This is a genomic window from Lysinibacillus agricola, from assembly GCF_016638705.1.
Lineage (GTDB): Bacteria > Bacillota > Bacilli > Bacillales_A > Planococcaceae > Lysinibacillus > Lysinibacillus agricola.
The window spans coordinates 3,529,629-3,549,365 of record NZ_CP067341.1 but is presented as its reverse complement, the minus strand read 5'-3'; the positions used below and the strand labels follow the sequence as shown (position 1 = coordinate 3,549,365).

Genomic DNA, 19,737 nt, shown 5'->3' with positions numbered 1-19,737 from the left:
ACAGATAAATAATATGAATGAAAACATAGGAGGACTAAAATCTCCCTATGTTTTTCTTATTCGAAGTTCTTTTTCAATTGATGATAGAGTTATTTGAATTTAAGCTTAGCTACAATTGTTATAAAAAGAATTTAAAAGCTATACATTCTAGCGTAATCCCTTCATCACATCTTGTCTCGTAGCACATAGAGCAGGAAATAAAACTGCTCCCATACCTATTAATGGAGAAAGAACAAACTTTTAAGGCACTCTTATCTTAACTGATGTTATAGTGAGAATGCTTATTTTGACTTATTATGCATTATCTACCGAATATTTTAACTTGAACGCCATTACTTAAATCACATTAATCATTGAAAATGCTTGCCATTTTCTCTGCAACCTCTTCGGTAATCGCAAGAAATCGTTTGGAAATTGATGTCATGTAACGATCCTTAAGTGTAATTATATTAAGTTTTGTTTGTAACACTGGATTTGCTAGTGGTCTAAGTACCGGTAAATCAGGAGAATTAAGTAGCTTGAAACAGCTAGGTACAAAACAAATTCCTGCGCCTTTCATTACCATCATAAGTGTTGGTAATGTTTCTGTCCCCCAGTAAACGACATTAGGCGTAAATCCACTTTTTTGGCATGCCTCGATCACATCATCAGCAACACCTGATCCATAAGATGTTGTATTTAAAAGAAATCGTTCGTTTTTCAAGTCTGCAATATCAATAGAATCTTTTTCACATAGATGATGGTTGGGTGGAAGAGCTAAAAGTAAAGGTTCTGTTAGTAGTGTTGAAGTATGGATGTCCTCCGCTCTTACTGAAGTTCGGACAATTCCAATATCTATTTTATGACTTCTTAGTTCTTCTAAAATATATGATGTATTACCCTCGCGAACATGTGTAACTATGTTAGGAGTTTCCTTTTGAATTTTTTTTAAGACATTTGGCAAAATAAATAGATTTGCTGAAGTAGTACAACCCAATTTCACAGTACCTCTAATTCCTTCGTGAAACTCGACTAATTTCTTCTCCGTATTCTCAGATAAATCAAGTAATTCTTTTCCTTTTTCATATAAAAATACTCCACTTGGTGTTAATTCAAGAGATCTACCTAAACGATTAAACAAAGTGACATTTAATTCTTGTTCAAATTTTCTAATTAAAATACTTAAGGGGGGTTGAGTCATTTGCAGTGCAGTAGCAGCTTTTGTAATGCTACCTTCCTCAACTACTGTAATAAAACAATGTAAACGATGAAGGTTCATTTGGATAACTCCTCCTTTTAGTATTCATAAAATATATGGAAGTCATATAAATATTATAATTTACATTATAAAAATGTAAAGATATACTATTCTCATAATTAAGAATAGTTCAAAAATTGTATCTGAACTGTATTTCAATTTGAAGTTAGTTGATACCAGAGTATGTCCAATCGCAAATTATTAATTTATAAATGGAGGTTTTATCAATGACAACTAAAATTACTCAACAATCAAAAACTGTAGAGTTAGCTAAACTGGACAAAAAGCACTTGCTACATCCAGCTACAAATCCGAAGGCTTTAATTGACAATGGACCGCCTATAATTTTTGCTAAAGGTAAAGGCGTTACAGTTACAAGTACGGATGATGTGGAATACATCGACGGGATGTCAATGCTTTGGAACGTGAACTTAGGACATGGGAATCAAGAACTTGCAGATGCTGGTAATAGTCAATTATCTACCCTCGCGTATGCATCATCATTTAAAGGATTCTCAAATGAACCATCCATTCTACTTGCTGAAAAATTAGCTGAGTTAGCACCAGGAGATTTAAATAGTGTATTCTACACTTCTGGTGGGTCAGAATCAAATGATACAGCAATTAAATTAGCTCGTTTCTACTGGGAGCTTAAAGGGAAATCAGAAAAAAGAAAGATTATTGCGCTAACGAATGCTTATCACGGTGTAACAATAGGAGCACAAACAGCTACTGGTCTTGCAGCATACCACAAGTTCGCATCATCAAATATAGACGGAGTTGTTCGTGCAACAGCCCACCTATTAAACAGCGAGTTAGGTGATAAAAGTGACCCGAACTATGCAGATTCTATACGTGGAACAATTGAAAGAGAAGGTGCGGAGACGATTGCCGGAATTATTATTGAACCTGTGCAAGGTGCGGGCGGAGTTAATATTCCACCAGAAGGTTACTTAGAAGCAGTTCGTAAAATCTGTGACGAGCACAATATCCTTTTCATGGCAGATGAAGTTATTTGTGGATTTGGTCGTACGGGGAAAATGTTTGGTGTAAACAACTGGAATGTTGTCCCTGATATGATGTCAATTGCAAAAGGAATTACGAGTGGTTATTCGCAACTTGGCGGGGTCATGATGAATGATGAAATTAGAGAAACAATTGCTAACTTCGATGCTGTTATCCCACATGGTTTCACATATAGTGGCCATCCGACTGCTTGTGCGATTGGACTGAAAAACATTGAAATACTAGAGCGTGATAATATTATTGACCACGTAAACGAAATGGAGAAAGAACTTAAAAAAGGTTTAGATTACTTAGCTGAAAAACATATTATTGTAACAAATTGCAGAGTAATTGGTCTGTTGGCTGCATTTGAACTTTACGAAGATCCAACAAGTGGAAAATTATTTGATCCAACTGTTTTCCCAGCAAATGCGGTAGTTGACGCATGTTTCGAACGCCAATTAATATTAAGAGCGCTTGGAGCCAATAACCAAATTGTAGCAATTGCGCCACCGCTTATTATTAACAAAGAAGAAATTGAAAAAATGATTCAAATTATAGACGATTCGATTACTGCTTTTAAAAATACACGCAACTAAACTATTCCTATAAAGTAAGTTGAGTAGTGGTGGTTATAGTTAAAAAAGGGGAGGTTCTCTAGTGCTTTATATAAATGGTGAATGGCGAGATACAGGAAATAAATTAGATGTAACAAATCCTGCGACAGGAGAAATAATTAGAACTGTTGCTACAGGTGGTAAAACTGAAACTAAAGAAGCAATCGAAAGTGCGAAGAGAGCATTTGAATTCTGGGGTAAGACAACTGGAAATGAGCGCAGCAACTACCTGTTTCAAGTGGTTCAATTGATGAAAGAAAAAACAAAAGAATTAGCTGAAACAATTACACTTGAAAATGGTAAGCCTTTACCAGATGCTACTCGTGAAGTAGCAGGTGCGATCGGCTATCTAGAGTGGTATGCAGAGGAAGCTAAGAGAATTTATGGGGAAACAATTCCTGCATCTGCAGCTGATAAACATCTAATGGTAATTCGCGAACCTGTTGGGGTATGTGCAGCTATTACACCATGGAATTTCCCGTTATCGATGATTACAAGAAAAATTGCACCTGCACTTGCTGCAGGTTGTACGATTGTTTTAAAACCGGCTGACTTAACTCCTCTTTCGGCGATAAAAGTATTCGAATGCTTTCATGAAGTTGGACTACCTGCTGGAGTTGCAAACCTGGTAATTGGCCCAGCTGAAGAAATTGGAAACGAGATGACGAGTAACCCAGATGTTCGTAAAATCACATTTACTGGCTCGACGCGTGTGGGGAAAAAACTTATCCGTGAATCGTCTGATACAGTGAAGAAAATATCAATGGAGCTTGGTGGACACGCACCGTATATTGTATTTGAGGATGCTGATATTGACGCAGCAGTTAATGGTATCTTAGTGTCTAAGTTTATTAACTCAGGTCAAACTTGCATCAGCACTAACCGGATTTACGTAGCAGAAACTGTAGCTGATGAATTCTCAGAAAAGTTAGCTGAAAAGGTATCTAAATTAGTTGTAGGAAATGGATTAGAAGATGGCGTAAATGTCGGTCCAGTAATTAATAAAGTGGCTCTTGAAAAAGTGAAAAGTCAAGTAGAAGACGCTGTGAAACATGATGGTAAAGTAATTGCGGGTGGTAATGTATTTACATTAAATAATGGAAGCGGTTACTTCTTTGAGCCCACAGTTATTCAATATGCAAGCGATAATATGAAGATTACAACAGAAGAAACATTTGGACCAGTTGCACCAATTTATACATTTCAGACGGAAGAAGAGGTAGTTGAAAGAGCAAACCATCCTGAATATGGTCTTGCAGCTTATTGTTATACGCGAGACATTGGTCGAGGCTTACGAATGATGCGTGCTTTAGAGTTCGGAATTGTTGGTATTAATGATCCAGCTCCAGTGGTTGTACAAGCTCCGTTTGGTGGTATGAAGGAAAGTGGAATGGGGAAAGAAGGCGGTTGGTACGGACTTGAGGAGTACTTGGAGAAGAAGTTTGTATCGATTTATTTAAAATAATAAAAAATGTTACTAATCTAGGTAACTAAATATATTGTAGTAGACTTGTTTACATTCTCCATGTCTCCCATACATATTTTCTAAAGAATGTATGGGAGACAGTCTACACAATTAATAAAGTAATAAACTTTAATTTAATTCCAATAAAATAAGAGGGTGAATTTATTATGTCTCAAGTAAATTTAAAAAATAATGGACAAGAAATAGTTGTCCGCAATATTTTAAAAGAGGATCTTGCTGAAGTTGCCGCACTTTCTATGAGGTGTTTTGGACCTGATATGGCATTAAAATATGAGCATTTTGAAAGTCAGATTGAGTTGTTTCCAGAAGGTCAAATTTGTCTAGAATATAACGGTAAAATTGTAGGAACCGCTTTAAGTCTAATTGTAAATTTTGAAGATTACGGAGATAATCACTCATATTTTCAAATCTGTGATTTAGGATTTATTCGAAATCATAACCCTAATGGTAGAAACCTATATGGTATTGAAATTGGAGTACACGAAGATTTTAGAGGGTTACAATTGGGACGTCATTTGTATGATGGCCGAAAAAGAATATGTGAGAAACTTAACTTAGAAAGTATCTTAGTAGGTGGTCGTATACCTTTTTACTATAAATATGCTGAGCAGATGAGTGCAGATGAGTATGCACTAGAGGTAATGAAAGGGAAGATATATGATCCTGTATTAACATTCCAAATGAAAAACGGATACGTATTAAATAAAGTAATGCCAGGCTATTTACCTGGGGATGTTGAGTCATTAGAATATGCAACACTTTTGGAATGGAAAAATCCAGTTTATAAGCTTAAATTAGTATGAGTCTTTTGTCCGTTATGTTCGCCTATTATAATAGGCGAACAGTGGATGCCCATTGTTTATCGCGATTATTTAACTTCTTTAGATATGTAAGCGCTTTCAATTAATTGTTATAAGAGTTCCATTAGAAGTAAATCTTAGGTAAAGAGAGGCGTTATAAATGGTTATCGCTGATAAAGTTATTTCGAGTGAAGCAGTATTTACAGGTATAGAAAATGAAGCAAAGTCAGCTGCTATTGCGATTAAAGGTAACAAAATCATTGCGGTAGGTTTGATGGAGGAAATAAAACCATTTATAGGTTTAGACACGAAGGAATATCATTATGGCAACCAACTCATTATGCCAGGATTTCATGATGCGCACCTTCATCTCATGTTTGGTAGTCTTTTCTCGCATGCAAGTATCAATTTATCGGATGCTCATTCGGAAGAAGAAGTTGCTAGTTTAGTAAAGCAATTCTCGAAAAACGTGCATGCTGATGAGTGGATTATAGGCTATGGATGGGATCATACAAATTGGGCAGAGAAATGCTTGCCGACACGTTTTTCTTTAGACAAAGTAGTTCCTAATCGCCCGATTATTCTTTTCCACGCAGAAGGTCATTATTCGTGGGTTAATAGTTTAGCACTTGAAAATGCTAGGGTTACAAATGAAACTGAAGACCCTCCTAATGGTACGATTCAAAAAGATGAAAATAATGAAATTACAGGAGTTCTTCTTGAAACAGCAATGAATTTAGTTGTGGATATTGCTCTCGCATTTCCGGATAAACGGAAAGAAGAATTGTTTGAAGAGTTCTTAAAAAAATCAGCTCAATTAGGCATTACATCAGTAAATGATTTGTTTGCAAGTAGTTTTGATAAGTTAAATAGTTTCGATATGTATAAGGCATATGATGAAGCTGGAAAACTTACGACTCGAATTCATCTTTACCCTGAGTTAAATGATGATATAGATAGAGCGATAAGCTTGCGTGAAAAGTACAATTCCGAAAAATTACAGCTTGCAGGACTTAAGCAGTTTATTGATGGTGTTGTAACTGGACATACCGCATACATGTTAGATCCGTACTTAGACAAACCTATAACACGAGGGAGTACTGCTTTTCCTGTAGAAACGATCAAAAACTGGGTGACAAAAGCGGACAAAGAAGGATTTCAAATTCGCTTCCATACAATTGGTGATGGCGCAGTTAGGCTTGCTCTAGATATATTTGAAGCAGCAAGGATGGATAATGGTGTGAGAGATTCACGACATGCGCTAGAGCATATTGAAGTGATTCATCCGACAGATATTAAGAGATTTAAAGAATTGGGGGTTGTTCCATCTGTACAGCCTTCTCATCTAGCATTGATGCCAAAAGAAAGTCATACTTTGCGTGTCGGTAAAGAGAAAGACCCTTATACGTATTTATGTAAAACGTTATACGACGCAGTCGAGTATATTGCTCTTGGTACAGACTATCCAATAGCAACATTAGATCCTTTTAAAGAAATTTTCCATGCGATTACGAGACTAGACTTTACTGGTGATTATGAGTGGAATAGTCAAGAGCAGATAACACTCGCAGAAGCGTTGAAAGCGTATACAAAAGGTTCAGCATACAGCACATTCAGAGAAAAAGATTTGGGTACATTAGAAGTTGGAAAATTAGCAGATATTATTGTACTAGATAAAAACCTCTTTGAAGTAGAAAATAAAGAAATTCTTCAAACGAAAGTTTTGTTAACAATTATGGATGGTGAAGTTGTTTATAGTGAATCAGTCTACTATCCTACTATTTTAGTTAATTGATCATTTTACTGGGAAGATTTTTTTATTACTATTCGAGGAGTGAAAAAAATGAAACATCCAGTTAATTTGTCTAGATCGCTTTCTTTAACGTCTGTTGTTGTTACTGGGATGGCCTTTATGGCTTTAACTACAGTGTTTAGCACATACGGCATAGCCTCTAAAATATCTCATGGTATGGTCGCTGGATCGTATGTACTTGCATTAATTGTGATGATGTTTACGGCTCATAGTTATGGTCAAATGGCAAAAGCGTACCCCATTGCGGGATCTGCCTATACCTATGCGCAAAAAGCTATTAATTCTCATGTTGGTTTCTTAGTGGGATGGGCAATTTTAATGGATTATCTCTTGATCCCAATGGTTAACTTTTTACTATTTGGTATTTTCTTCTCAGCTGCTATACCTGAAGTTCCACAGTATGTTTGGATACTTACATTAGTAATTCTTGTGACGTTTGTAAATGTTAGAGGTGTAAAGTTAAGCGCAAATATCAACATGATCGTAGTAGGCTTATCGGTATTATTTCTAATTGTCTTTTGCATCTTATCAGTTAAATCAATAGTAACTGGAACCGGGACTGGCATTTTATTTAACCTTGATCCCTTTTTTAATACCGAGGAGTCATTTAAGTATATAGTTGCTGGTGCTGCACTATTATGTTTCTCTTTCCTCGGTTTTGATGCAGTTTCTACTTTTTCAGAAGAAGTAAAAAATCCGGAGAAAAACATACCGCGTGCAATATCTTTAGTAACAATAATTGGTGGATTATGTTTTGTAGTCGTATCTTATTTTGCACATAATGTTTGGCCAGATTATACGAGTTTTAAAGATGCTGATTCTGCTTCCTATGAAATTATTTTCCTAGTAGGCGGGAATGCCTTACAAGCAGCATTCCTAGCAAAAACTGCAGTGGTTGTATTTGGTTCCGCGTCCGCATCTCAAGCAAGTGCTGCACGTGTATTATACGCAATGGGAAGAGATGGACAATTACCTAAAAATTTTTTTGGAAAACTAAATAAAAGAACGAGAACCCCGGTTAACAACATTTTATTAATTGGTCTTTTATCATTATCTTCATTGTTTTTAAGTTTAACTATTGTCGCGTCTTTCATTAACTTTGGCGCCCTACTTGCATTTACTGCTGTGAATCTATCCGTTGTTTTTTTATATTACGGTAAGCGAAAAGAACGCTCCTTAAAGGGGATTATCTTCTATTTGATTTTTCCATTAATCGGAGCAGTACTTACAACTTGTTTGCTTTTCAACCTAGATGTTTATTCGATTGCTCTTGGTAGTGTTTGGTTAGGAATTGGTGTTATTTATTTATTATTTATGACAAAAGGTCTTAAGCATAAACCACCAGTGCTCAATACAGATCAGATTGATTATTCGCAGTTTTAAACATTAATGAAGCAGCTAAAAATATGTAAAGGGGATGGATGAATGACAGATAACACTACGCTCAAAAGGTCATTAGGTGTTTGGTCAATTGTTGCACTGGGATTAGGATATATGACGCCTACAGTGGTCTTTGATACGTTTGGAATTGTATCAAAATTAACAAATGGTGTAGTACCAATGGCGTATTTTGTCGCCTTGGTAGTAATGGTATTGACGGCGATTAGTTATGGAAAGATGGTACAGGTATTCCCGGCTGCTGGTTCAGCATATACATACACCCGGGAAACAATGGGGTCTCACCTAGGATTCCTCGTAGGATGGACATCGTTATTAGATTATTTATTATTACCTTTAGTTAATGCATTAATTATTCGAATATATATGGAATCTCTGTTTCCAAATGTACCTGTTTGGATTTGGGTTTTTGCTTATGTCATTGTAGTTACTGCAATTAATGCTTATAGTATGGAATCAACATCCAGCTTAAACTTTATACTCGTTGTTTTCACGATTTGTTTAATAGGTATCTTCATAATACTTGCTTCTGTACAACTTTATCACGGTATGGGAAATGGTACTTTATTCACGATTCATCCACTATCACATGAAAATGTGAAATTAATAGCCGTTTTAACTGGGGCAACAGTAGTAGCTTTCTCGTTTATCGGTTTCGACGCAATAACAATGTATACGGAAGAAGCAAAGGATACATCAACAGTTCCTAGAGCAATCCTTCTAACTGTTTTAATCGGTGGGGGTATTTTCTTTATTGCTTCTTATTTTACACAAGCATTATTCCCGGATGTTTCTGTGTTCGAAAATGTAGATGATACATTGCCGGAAATTGGTTTATATGTAGGAGGGAAGTTATTCCAACTGCTTTTCATTGCAGGAGCTTTCGCTGCTACTGTAGCTTCAGGACTTGCATCTCATGCAAGTGCATCTCGTTTGCTGTTTGTTATGGGCAGAAATGGTGTACTTCCTAAAAAAACTTTCGGATACTTACACCCTAAATTTAGAACGCCTGTTTTTACGATTGTTTTGACGGGAATCGTATCATTATTTGCAATAGGACCAAATTTAGAATTAATTGCTTCAGTCATTAACTTTGGGGCATTAATTGCATTCACATTCGTTAACCTATCTGTTATTGTTCATTTCTATATTCGTCAGAAAAGGAGATCAGGCAGTGAAACCTTTAAGTACTTAATTATGCCTTCTTTCGGAGCATTAGCTACTGGGGTTCTTTGGTATCATTTACACGCTGATGCATTTATAGGTGGAATCGTTTGGCTTATAATCGGAATCATTTACATGCTGTTTATAACACGATTCTTTAAAAAAGAACTTGGAAGCATGGACTCTATTGATGACTTGGAGTCATTAGATAAAGAGATTTTTAATGAAGATAAGATTAAAGTCTTGAATTAACTATTTAGAGGATGAGAATCTCTTAGATAATCTTCCTCTTTTTAATGACACAAGAAGTAAATAAAGGAGTGATTGCTTTGAAAGAAAAAATTCGACTGTATATAGAAGAAAATAAAGAAGAATTATTTAAAACAATTCAAGATGTCGTACGTATAAAAAGCGTTGTTGGTAATGAACAAGAGATGCAATTATACATGAAAAAAAAATATGAAGAACTTAACTTGATTTTGCATGAGATTGAACCAAAATATGAGAAGGTTTCAGCTCATGAAGCGTTTATTGATTCAGGTATTCCGTTTGAAGACCGAAAAAATATTATCGGAATACATAAAGGTGTCTCCAAAGGTAAGTCATTAACGATTCACGGGCATGTAGATGTTGTTTCTCCTGAACCATATTCAAACTGGACGATGGACCCATGGAGTGGAGATATTATTGGAAACAAGTTATACGGTCGAGGCTCTGCCGATATGAAAGCAGGACTTATTTCAAATTGGTTCGCATTGAAAACATTAATTGATTTAGGTTATCCAATTGCTGGAGATGTTCAGCTACATTCAGTAATAGAAGAAGAAGCTGGTGGTGGCGGCGGAGCTTTAGCATGTTTGGAGGAAGGCTTCGTAACAGATGGGTACATTTCGACAGAGCCACATAATTTGAATATGACAATATGTCATGGGGGGATTATGTATTTCCGAGTGTATGTAAAGGGAAGAACAGCGCATGCTGGTTTAGCGCATGAAGGCATAAATGCTATTTCAAAAATGATGAAAATCCTTAGTGCGCTGGATGAATTAAGTGAATGGCGTGCTAAAAATGTTAAGTTTGATTTATTTGAAAAGGGGTCTGGACAGTCCGTTCACTTAAACTTAGGTGTACTAAAAGCTGGGGACTGGGTATCGACAGTTCCAGGGGAAGCGATCCTCGAAGGAAGAATTGGTTTTATCCCAGGGGAAACTCGCGAAGAAATTAAGCAACTAGTACAAGACACGATTATGAAATCTGTCTTAGGCGATGAGTGGATGGATAAAAATCCACCTGTTATAGAGTGGTTTGGATGGTCAACGGAGCCATGGTACCAAGATCCTGAGAACCCTTTTGTAAAATTATTCAACGAAAATGCAGAAGATGTTATCGGACATAAAGTAATAATGGTTGGAAGAGCTGGAGGAAATGATGCACGATTTACTCAGTATTACGGAAAACAAGGATTGTGCTTTGGGCCAATTGGAGAAAATATGCATGGACCAGATGAATGTGTTCATTTAGATAGCGTAGTAGAAGTAACTAATGTTTTGGCAAATTATATTATTAAGTGGAGCGAGAGTTAATCATCGTTAACTTTTGGGAATATCCATTTCAAACTAATATAGTGTCTCTCATAATGCTTCTAGCTTAGGTAGCTGGATGATTAGGAATGTTATGGAAAAAAGGGGTAGGCTTATTTGATAAAACAAATCTCTCTTAACAATTAAATCGACGAAACAATTCCTATATTCAGAGTTAATTGAAAATTAAATTAATTTATTTCCGAGATGTAAGTAAATCACATTTTAGTAGTTGGCAAGCTTATTGTTTATTAATTGTGAGTGTATTGTTTAAAAACATTTAAAAGAGAGGATGTATTTTTATGAAAAGAAATTATTCTGTTGAAGAACTTAAAGTGTTAGACCAAAAGCATTTTCTACACCCTACTTCACCAGTAAAGACGGAAAATGGACCGGCATTTATTTTTACAGAAGGAAAAGGTGTTTATCTGTATGATATTACAGGTAAAAAAGTTATTGATGGTATGTCTTCGCTTTGGAATGTGAATATCGGACATGGTAGAACAGAACTTGGTGAAGTAGCGAAGGAACAAATGGATAAATTAGCCTTCAGTTCTTGTTTTGCAACGTTTAGTAATGAGCCTGCTATTCTATTAGCAAAAAAGTTAGCAGAATTAGCACCTGGTGATTTAAATACTACATTTTTTACGTCCGGTGGTTCCGAATCCAATGATAGCGCCTATAAATTGGCTCGTCATTATTGGATATTAAAAGGGGAAACTTCTCGAAAAAAAATTATCTCAAGATCGAGATCTTATCACGGGGTGGCAATCGGTGCTACAAGTGCGACGGGTTTAAAAGGATTTCGTGATTTTACAAATTCAAATGCACCGGATTTTCTATTCGTAGATCATTTCTCCATACAGGCTTTACGTGATTTGATTGAAACTGAAGGTCCAGAAACAATAGCTGCTTTCATCACCGAGCCAGTACAAGGTGCAGGGGGGGTGCATGTTGCACCGGATAATTATTTCAAAGAAATTCGTGAAATTTGCAATGAGTACGGTATTTTGATGATAACTGATGAAGTTATCACAGGATTTGGTAGGACGGGTAAGTTCTTTGCGATGGAACATTTTAATGTGGTACCGGATATGATGTGCTTTGCAAAAGGTGTTACTAGTGGATATGCACAATTAGGTGGTGTAATGATTTCAGAGAAAATACACCAAGAATTTTCTGAGTTATCAGAAGGAACTATATTGCATGGATACACTTATAGTGGTCATCCAATGGCCTGTGCAGTTGGGTTGAAAAACATTGAAATTATAGAGAAAGATAATTTAGTAGCAAATGCAGAAATTCGTGGTCAAGAGCTATTAGCAGGGTTAAAAGTATTACAAGCGAAGTATCCATTTATTGTAGATGCAAGAGGTTTAGGTTTAATGGCAGGTATAGAAATCTCTTATGAAGGAAAACTCCTCGCTCCGCAAATAGTGACAGAGGCAGCAAAGTTGGGATTAATATGTCGCTCTGTTGTACTAGATGCTCAAGATATTGTTGTATTTTCACCACCATTATCAATAAGCCAAAAAGAGTTAAGAGATTTATTAGATATTCTAGAAAAAGCGATTCAAGAAGTAGAGAATCAGGTATTGGCAAATAAGTTGTAATACGAAAGGTGAGGTAATTATAATGAGGAAAAATTTATTTATCAATGGGGATTGGGTGGAAGCAGCAGAGTATACAGAATTATGCTCTCCATATAGTAGCGAGATCATTGCAGAAATACCGAAGGCAAATGTCGAGGAAGTAGAAGCAGCTTTAGTAGCTGCCGATGCTGCACGTAAAACGATGGCGAATATGCCTTTGTATAAGCGTGCGATTATTCTTGAAAAATTAGCTTCTTTATTAGAAGCACGTGCTGAAGAAGCAGCAGAGCTAATAGCACTAGAAGCAGCCAAGCCTATTTCAACCGCCAAAGCTGAAGTTCAGCGTACAATTCAAACGTATAAATTTGCTGCTGAAGAAGCAAAGCGAATACACGGAGAAACAATTCCTGTGGATGCTGCCCCCGGTGGAGACGGGCGCATTGCCTATACGGTTCGTGAACCATTAGGCATCGTGGCAGCTATTACACCTTTTAATTTCCCAATGAATCTAGTAGCTCATAAAGTAGGGCCAGCAATAGCATCAGGTAACACGGTTGTATTAAAACCTGCAAGTCAAACACCATTAACTTCCTATTTTATTGGTGAATTATTAGTAGAGGCGGGATTACCGAAGGGTGCGTTAAATATCGTTACTGGTGCAGGTTCTTTAATTGGTAACAAATTAGTCACGGATAATCGCGTGAAAAAGATTTCTTTTACAGGTAGCCCCGCTGTAGGTATTGGCATACGCAATCAAGCAGGTCTTAAGAAAGTAACGCTTGAATTGGGTTCTAATGCGGCTGTTATTATCGATGAAAATGTTAATATTGATAAATTAATTCCACGTGTCGTTTCCGGTGCATTTGCATTCCAAGGGCAGGTATGTATTTCAGTTCAACGAATCTATGTTCACGAAAAAATGTATGATTTGTTTGTAGATAAATTTGTAGCAGCTACAAAAGAGTTGAAACTTGGTGATCCCCTAGATCCTACAACGGATGTTTCAGCCTTAATTAGTCCACAAGATGTAAAACGAACATTAAGTTGGATTGAAGAAGCAAAGGGGCAAGGGGCAATTATTGCAACTGGTGGAGAATCTGAAGGGAATATCTTACAACCTACCGTACTATTAAATGTAAAACCGGAGCAGAAGGTTTCCTGTCAGGAGGTATTCGCACCAATCGTATCTATTATGAAGTTTACATCTATTCAAGAGGCATTTGATCAAGTAAATGACTCCAAATATGGTTTGCAAGCTGGTATTTATACAGATAATATCCATGTTGCTTTACAGGCAACGCAAAAACTCCATGTAGGTGGTGTCATTATAAATGATATTCCTACATTCCGTTTAGATCATCTACCATATGGTGGCGTAAAGGAGAGTGGTATGGGAAGAGAAGGGCTGAAGTATGCAATTGAGGAAATGACAGAAATGAAACTTGTAGTTATAAACCAAAACTAATAAAAAAATAGGTAGGAGGAAATATAATGATAATTGGTGTACCTAAAGAAATAAAAAATAATGAAAATCGAGTAGGAATTACTCCAGCAGGTGTTGTGGCTTACAAAAAAGGTGGTCATGAAGTAATAATTGAATCGAGTGCAGGGCTAGGTAGTGGATTTACAGACCAAGATTATTTAGATGTAGGCGCTCAAATTACTAAATCGACTAAGGAAGCTTGGGATGTTGATATGGTGATTAAAGTGAAGGAGCCGATTCAGGAGGAGTACAAATATTTTAAAGAGAATCTAATTCTCTACACATACCTACATTTAGCTCCAGAGCCAGAATTAACGAAAGCTTTGCTTGAAAGTAAAGTTACTGGAATTGCTTATGAAACAATTCAATTAGATTCAGGTGCCTTACCGTTGTTAACGCCAATGAGTGAAGTTGCAGGCCGAATGTCTGTACAAATTGGTGCACAGTTTTTAGAAAATCCCAAAGGAGGAAAAGGAGTTCTCTTAGGTGGTATTCCTGGTGTTGCACCTGGAAATGTAGTGATTGTAGGTGCTGGGGTTGTCGGGACGAATGCTGCGAAAATGGCAGTAGGATTAGGTGCAAACGTAACAATTTTAGACGTTAATATTACACGCTTAAGTCAAATAGATGATATGTTCCAAGGACGTGTTCGTACACTTGCATCAAATACCTACAATATCGCTGAAGCAGTGAAAACAGCAGATTTGTTAATTGGTGCTGTACTAATTCCAGGTTCACGTGCACCACAATTAGTTTCAAAAGAAATGATTCAAACGATGCAAAAGGGGTCTGTTATAGTGGATGTAGCGGTAGATCAAGGGGGTTCTATTGAAACAATTGATCGAATTACTACTCATAGTAATCCTACTTATGAAGTATACGGTGTTGTCCATTACGCAGTTGCGAATATGCCAGGTGCTTGCGCGCGTACCTCAACAATGGGCTTGTCAAATGTAACTGTTCCATACGGTTTGCAAATAGCTAATAAAGGCTATCGCCAAGCTGCTTTAGATAATCCTGTTTTAGCGAAGGGGATAAACGTAGTAAATGGAAAAATAGTATATAAAGCGGTAGCTGATGCACATGGATTACCATATACGGATCTACAAGTAGAATTAGCAGCAGATTCAACTTCGGCGTTAGCAGTTAAATAGAATAAGAGAAATAATGTTATTTGAAATGAAAGAAGGTGAAAATTGGTAGGGAACGTAATCTACCAAGCTTTCACCTTCTTTTCTATTTTTAAATTTCGACCTATTAATTACATCATTTTTATTAAGGGAAAAGTTAATTTTATCAATGGTCGAATCCATGAAAAAAATAGTTATGGAAACGACCCTTATCCACCAAGAGGCTAATATTAATATCTATTCACCACTCCATGTTGGATAGAAGCGACCTACAGCGCGTAAATGTTGAATGATTGGTGTTAATAAATCGCCGTACAGCTTAGACCATGGACTTCGTAGAGAGCAATTTAGTTTAGATATTGAGACAGAGGAAAAAATTCAACGGGCAGACAAAATTATTTTGGTAAATAAAGGGACGAATAATCCAGACCAACGCTTAAAAGTATTGCTTGAGCATTTTATTTTGACCGGACAAATCCAAAAATTAGTGTTATGTCACACGCATATGGATACATTTAAGGGTAGTGAATTTAAAAAGGAAAGTACACGCCAAAAGCATGTAAAGAAAAATTTACAGCAGGTGGTTACACTGTTAGAAGAGCCCCAGCAACCAGCGATTGAAGCATTAATAGAAAGTGCAAGCTTCTACTTTTCTGGATTAGATATACAGTATGAGGAGAATGTGAAGAATGAGGAGCTAAGCTGTTTAATTGAATTCCTTTCTGAGGAAGCCCATTCTATTCGACTCAATACAGATATCCAGTTTGATGAGAAGAGCTTTATGGATGAATTTATACAACAAGTAGAAAACTATTATGATTTATGGGACAAGGGCTATTTAAACAAGCATTGGGCAACTGTAAAGGCATTGAATCGTCGCTATGCAGTGCTAGATGAGTATGAGTATCAGGGAATGAACCCGTTAAACGATTTCAAAAAAGTATTATATTTAGTATGTTACAATAGCTTCTGTCAGTCTCTTAAAAATAATCATTTAGATACTGAGGAGCGAAATCAAATTCAGCAGCAGTTTAGTCAGTCTTGTGCTAAGGATATTAATAAAAAAGCAAACCAACGCCTAGTAGAATCGAAAAAGCAGCAATGGGTTAGTGCTTTTAATTTAAGTGGGCAAGGTTCTACATTAGATCGTAAAACTGCGTTAAAAAATCTAGCTCAAGAAGTATATCCATCTACTAAGAAGCAAGGGCTTATAAGCGGTGACGATAGTAATGGCGTGCATTTTTACCAGGAGCTTAAAGTGATTGTTGATGTAGCCTTAAAAGAAATTGGTCAACAGCAGCCAGACCTATCGTTAAAAATTCGACCATTTGAAATTCAAGAGGTACACGAAGTTAAATAAAGGTCATAGCTCTGTTATAGGATTAAGTCTTTAACAAAATGGACACGAATGCAGGTATAAAACCTTAACACCATGCTGATCTCCAGTTTTCAGGTGTGTAAATTTATAAAAAGTTTCAAGAGGGAAGGGGAATACTCGATATATATAGGTAGGTAACGGATTAGTATAGTCTAGTTTGGATACTTGTGGGATATTGAAGGGAGAAATAGATTTATGGAGTATGTTAATAAATTTTTAGATAGAATTATTTCTGAAGCTCCTTCGCTTTTGGAATTTAGAATTGGGGAGCAAGAATATAAATTTAGTAAAATTAGACCGAGTTCTTCTGCTGGAGCAATTCTTCGATATGAAGCTAATACTGCATCAGCCTATTATATTAAGTTAGAAATTCGTCATGCATTTAACCCGGATACAAATTTTAATAGGCTAGAAATCCATGCTCCGGGTAAGAGTGCTCAACTTACTTGTTTTCATTTTGGACAATTAGGTTTTGTAACAGGAGAACGTATAATTGATATTTCACAGATTGTTAAATTTTCAGGACAAAATAATTCAGATATTAATAAACAGAAAAAAGAAGCGGTTGTGGAGATATTAGAAAATGAGGGGCTAATAATAAACGAAAAGAATAAAGCACCACGGTGGTATATAGGTACTTACAATAATGAAAATCAAGAATGGCTATATGGAAATAGCACTAGTGAATTGTTATCAAATTTTCTAAAAGTGTCTTTGATTATGGGACATTTTCGTGGAGACAGGAACATTGAATTAAATTTGTAGAAGTCCTTATTAAAATCATAGAATAATAACCCACCAGCACCGCATGTGTTGTTATATATACTCCACGTGGTTTGAACTAGCTGACTAAACCTAAATTAACTATGCTTTCTAACATAGCCTTTGTTAGGACGAAATTTAGGAATCGGTAATTTAATATTCGTTGAAACATAAAAAAACAGACGGTTTAGAAGTGCAATAATCCACTTCTAAACCCTTTTGATTTTACAATTATTTTATGAATGAAGCGGGCTCTTAGAATGCTCTGTTTTACCGTGTATAATATTTGAAACTTATAGGAGGTGACTCAGAGGTGACAATATGAAAAGTCATAGATAGATTTAATAATGGTACAAACCCTCAGGAAAGCTGTTATAACATTTATAGCTATAGTCCCTTTATATAACTCCATAGTGTCACCACCATACTTTTTATTTTCTTTTAACAAAAAACATTACTTACAGAATAACCATTGAAATAAGTACTTTCGCTTATGATTTAGTTTTACAGTACTCGGTCAGTCGAGTTTCTGTACTGATGGATTGTTTGTGGAGGTGCTTTTTTCTCTGTCCAAAAAGAAGGGAATATTGAAATACAGCACTACCTTATCAAACTTTATTTCATGCTCATTATAAAATAGAAAACGAAGATTGATTTTTTCAGTGGATGGCTAAAATAACAATAAAGTGGATGGTTTATTACAATTGAAATAATATTAATATATAATCTTTTCCCAGGAATAACATTGCTAAAAGAAAAAGCTAAAATTTTAAGCATGTTTGAAGGAAATAATGAGGTGTGAATATATGGATTGGAAACCTGATAGAAATGCGAAAAAAGCGATCTATAAACAACTCGCAGAATATATTGAAAAGGGAATTGCAGATGGTACATTTCCACCTGATAAACCATTGCCGTCAGAGAGATATTTAGCGAGTGCTCTAAATTTAAACAGAAGTACTGTTGTTCATGCATATGACGAATTAGAATCGATGGGACTGATTGAAAGAAATAGAGGAAGTGGTACTACCATTAGTAAAGATATATGGGGTATAACCAAAAAGCGGATTCCTAGCTGGAATAGGTATATTGAGGCGGGTTCTTTTTTACCTAGTCAACCTGTAACGCAAAAAATAAGAAAAGAAGCGGTTGAACATAAATTAATAAATTTAGCTTCCGGTGAATTGTCAGAAGAACTTTTTCCAAAAAGATTTTTAAGCGAGATAACGTCAACACGTTCTTTTATTGGAAGCCTAGGATACGATCATCCACAGGGGAATGAAATCTTTAGAACTACCATTGCAAAACACGTAAAAGAATGTCGGGGAATCGAAACTGATCCTTCTTCAATACTGATAACATCAGGAGCACAGCAAGCATTACATTTAATTGTACAATGTTTGTTAAAGCCTGGAGATGCTATAGCGATAGAAGATCCTTCCTACAATTTTAATCTTCCGATATTCAAATCGGTAGGTATACAAATACATTATCTACCTGTCGATAAGGATGGAATAAACCCAGAAGATTTGCAGTCATTATATAAAAAGCATCGAATTAAAATGGTTTTTTTAAATCCATGTTTTCAAAATCCAACAGGCTCCTTATTGAATAAAAAGAAAAAAGAAGCGGTTTTAGATATATCCTCAAAGCTTGGAATTCCAGTAGTAGAAGATGATCCTTATAGTTTAACAGCTTTTTCAGGAGATAAAATCTCTACCCTTAAATCAATGGATAGGAATGGCAATGTATTATACATTAGTTCATTGTCCAAAATTGTTGCCTCAGGATTAAGAATAGGGTGGATTATTGGCCCAACATCGGTGATTGAAAGATTATCCGATGCGAAGCAACAAATCGACTTCGGTCATTCTAGTTATACACAATGGGTAGCGAATGATTTTTTAGAATCAGAAAATTTTCAAATTCATATAAAACGTTTAATGAAGGAATTAGAAAAAAGGAGAGATAAAATTGTAAAAAGCCTTGATACTTATTTAAAAGATCTGGTGGAATATTCTATTCCTCAAGGTGGTATTCATATATGGTGTAAAATACTTAAAAATTATAATGAAACCCAATTGCTTGAAGAATCCATTAAAAGAGGCGTCATTTATGTTCCTGGTTCTACACTGGGATCCGAAGATGGTTTTGTTCGTTTTACTTTCGCAAAGGAAGATGAAGATTCAATAGATGAAGGAATCAAAAGGTTTGCAGAAGCTCTTAATAGTTTATAGACAATTGGATTATGATTAAAAGTGGATTAGATTGGATGGTCAAAAAAGCATCGAA

The 19,737-nt window shown here is 35.9% G+C and carries 14 protein-coding genes; 13 read left to right on the top strand and 1 reads right to left on the bottom strand.

Features of this window, described 5'->3' with window-relative positions; all coding sequences use genetic code 11:
• Window positions 1-346: 346 nt before the first annotated feature.
• Window positions 347-1,258 carry a LysR family transcriptional regulator gene (locus tag FJQ98_RS17655; protein WP_053594936.1) on the bottom strand — a complete coding sequence of 304 codons (912 nt, stop codon included), beginning with the start codon at window positions 1,256-1,258 and terminating at the stop codon, window positions 347-349.
• A gap of 206 nt (window positions 1,259-1,464) precedes the next feature.
• Between FJQ98_RS17655 and FJQ98_RS17650 the strand changes: the two genes are divergently transcribed.
• From FJQ98_RS17650 to pdxR, 13 genes are all read left to right on the top strand, one after another.
• Complete coding sequence (locus FJQ98_RS17650; protein WP_053594937.1) at window positions 1,465-2,841, top strand: aminotransferase family protein; 1,377 nt, start codon at window positions 1,465-1,467, stop codon at window positions 2,839-2,841.
• 61 nt (window positions 2,842-2,902) lie between these two features.
• On the top strand, window positions 2,903-4,324 hold the full coding sequence (locus FJQ98_RS17645) for an NAD-dependent succinate-semialdehyde dehydrogenase (RefSeq protein WP_053594938.1): 1,422 nt from the start codon (window positions 2,903-2,905) through the stop codon (window positions 4,322-4,324).
• 167 nt (window positions 4,325-4,491) lie between these two features.
• Window positions 4,492-5,148 carry a GNAT family N-acetyltransferase gene (locus FJQ98_RS17640; protein WP_053594939.1) on the top strand — a complete coding sequence of 219 codons (657 nt, stop codon included), beginning with the start codon at window positions 4,492-4,494 and terminating at the stop codon, window positions 5,146-5,148.
• A 157-nt stretch (window positions 5,149-5,305) separates the two neighbouring features.
• Window positions 5,306-6,940, top strand: coding sequence for an amidohydrolase (locus tag FJQ98_RS17635; RefSeq protein WP_053594940.1), 1,635 nt, complete (start codon window positions 5,306-5,308; stop codon window positions 6,938-6,940).
• Between the two features lie 48 nt (window positions 6,941-6,988).
• Window positions 6,989-8,341: an APC family permease gene (locus FJQ98_RS17630; RefSeq protein ID WP_053594941.1), complete on the top strand. Its 1,353-nt coding sequence runs from the start codon at window positions 6,989-6,991 to the stop codon at window positions 8,339-8,341.
• 42 nt (window positions 8,342-8,383) lie between these two features.
• Window positions 8,384-9,772, top strand: a complete 1,389-nt coding sequence (locus FJQ98_RS17625; protein WP_053594942.1) for an APC family permease — start codon at window positions 8,384-8,386, stop codon at window positions 9,770-9,772.
• A 77-nt stretch (window positions 9,773-9,849) separates the two neighbouring features.
• Window positions 9,850-11,103, top strand: coding sequence for an ArgE/DapE family deacylase (locus tag FJQ98_RS17620; protein ID WP_158003029.1), 1,254 nt, complete (start codon window positions 9,850-9,852; stop codon window positions 11,101-11,103).
• Window positions 11,104-11,402: 299 nt separating this feature from the next.
• Complete coding sequence (locus FJQ98_RS17615) at window positions 11,403-12,713, top strand: aminotransferase family protein (RefSeq protein WP_053594944.1); 1,311 nt, start codon at window positions 11,403-11,405, stop codon at window positions 12,711-12,713.
• 22 nt (window positions 12,714-12,735) lie between these two features.
• On the top strand, window positions 12,736-14,157 hold the full coding sequence (locus tag FJQ98_RS17610; protein WP_053594945.1) for an aldehyde dehydrogenase family protein: 1,422 nt from the start codon (window positions 12,736-12,738) through the stop codon (window positions 14,155-14,157).
• Between the two features lie 26 nt (window positions 14,158-14,183).
• A complete protein-coding gene (ald, locus tag FJQ98_RS17605; protein WP_053594946.1) occupies window positions 14,184-15,329 on the top strand; it encodes an alanine dehydrogenase in 1,146 nt (381 codons plus the stop codon).
• 265 nt (window positions 15,330-15,594) lie between these two features.
• A complete protein-coding gene (locus tag FJQ98_RS17600) occupies window positions 15,595-16,665 on the top strand; it encodes a hypothetical protein (RefSeq protein WP_053594947.1) in 1,071 nt (356 codons plus the stop codon).
• Between the two features lie 213 nt (window positions 16,666-16,878).
• Window positions 16,879-17,448 carry a hypothetical protein gene (locus FJQ98_RS17595; protein ID WP_053594948.1) on the top strand — a complete coding sequence of 190 codons (570 nt, stop codon included), beginning with the start codon at window positions 16,879-16,881 and terminating at the stop codon, window positions 17,446-17,448.
• Between the two features lie 803 nt (window positions 17,449-18,251).
• Window positions 18,252-19,682 carry a MocR-like pyridoxine biosynthesis transcription factor PdxR gene (gene pdxR, locus FJQ98_RS17590; RefSeq protein WP_053594949.1) on the top strand — a complete coding sequence of 477 codons (1,431 nt, stop codon included), beginning with the start codon at window positions 18,252-18,254 and terminating at the stop codon, window positions 19,680-19,682.
• Window positions 19,683-19,737 lie beyond the last annotated feature (55 nt).

Excerpts from the sequence above, each read along its gene's own strand:
- FJQ98_RS17635 (WP_053594940.1), top strand. The coding sequence starts at position 5,306 with ATGGTTATCGCTGATAAAGTTATTTCGAGTGAAGCAGTATTTACAGGT.
- FJQ98_RS17655 (WP_053594936.1), bottom strand. The coding sequence starts at position 1,258 with ATGAACCTTCATCGTTTACATTGTTTTATTACAGTAGTTGAGGAAGGT.
- FJQ98_RS17640 (WP_053594939.1), top strand. The coding sequence starts at position 4,492 with ATGTCTCAAGTAAATTTAAAAAATAATGGACAAGAAATAGTTGTCCGC.
- pdxR (WP_053594949.1), top strand. The coding sequence starts at position 18,252 with ATGGATTGGAAACCTGATAGAAATGCGAAAAAAGCGATCTATAAACAA.
- FJQ98_RS17610 (WP_053594945.1), top strand. The coding sequence starts at position 12,736 with ATGAGGAAAAATTTATTTATCAATGGGGATTGGGTGGAAGCAGCAGAG.
- FJQ98_RS17600 (WP_053594947.1), top strand. The coding sequence starts at position 15,595 with ATGATTGGTGTTAATAAATCGCCGTACAGCTTAGACCATGGACTTCGT.
- ald (WP_053594946.1), top strand. The coding sequence starts at position 14,184 with ATGATAATTGGTGTACCTAAAGAAATAAAAAATAATGAAAATCGAGTA.
- FJQ98_RS17615 (WP_053594944.1), top strand. The coding sequence starts at position 11,403 with ATGAAAAGAAATTATTCTGTTGAAGAACTTAAAGTGTTAGACCAAAAG.
- FJQ98_RS17630 (WP_053594941.1), top strand. The coding sequence starts at position 6,989 with ATGAAACATCCAGTTAATTTGTCTAGATCGCTTTCTTTAACGTCTGTT.
- FJQ98_RS17650 (WP_053594937.1), top strand. The coding sequence starts at position 1,465 with ATGACAACTAAAATTACTCAACAATCAAAAACTGTAGAGTTAGCTAAA.
- FJQ98_RS17595 (WP_053594948.1), top strand. The coding sequence starts at position 16,879 with ATGGAGTATGTTAATAAATTTTTAGATAGAATTATTTCTGAAGCTCCT.
- FJQ98_RS17625 (WP_053594942.1), top strand. The coding sequence starts at position 8,384 with ATGACAGATAACACTACGCTCAAAAGGTCATTAGGTGTTTGGTCAATT.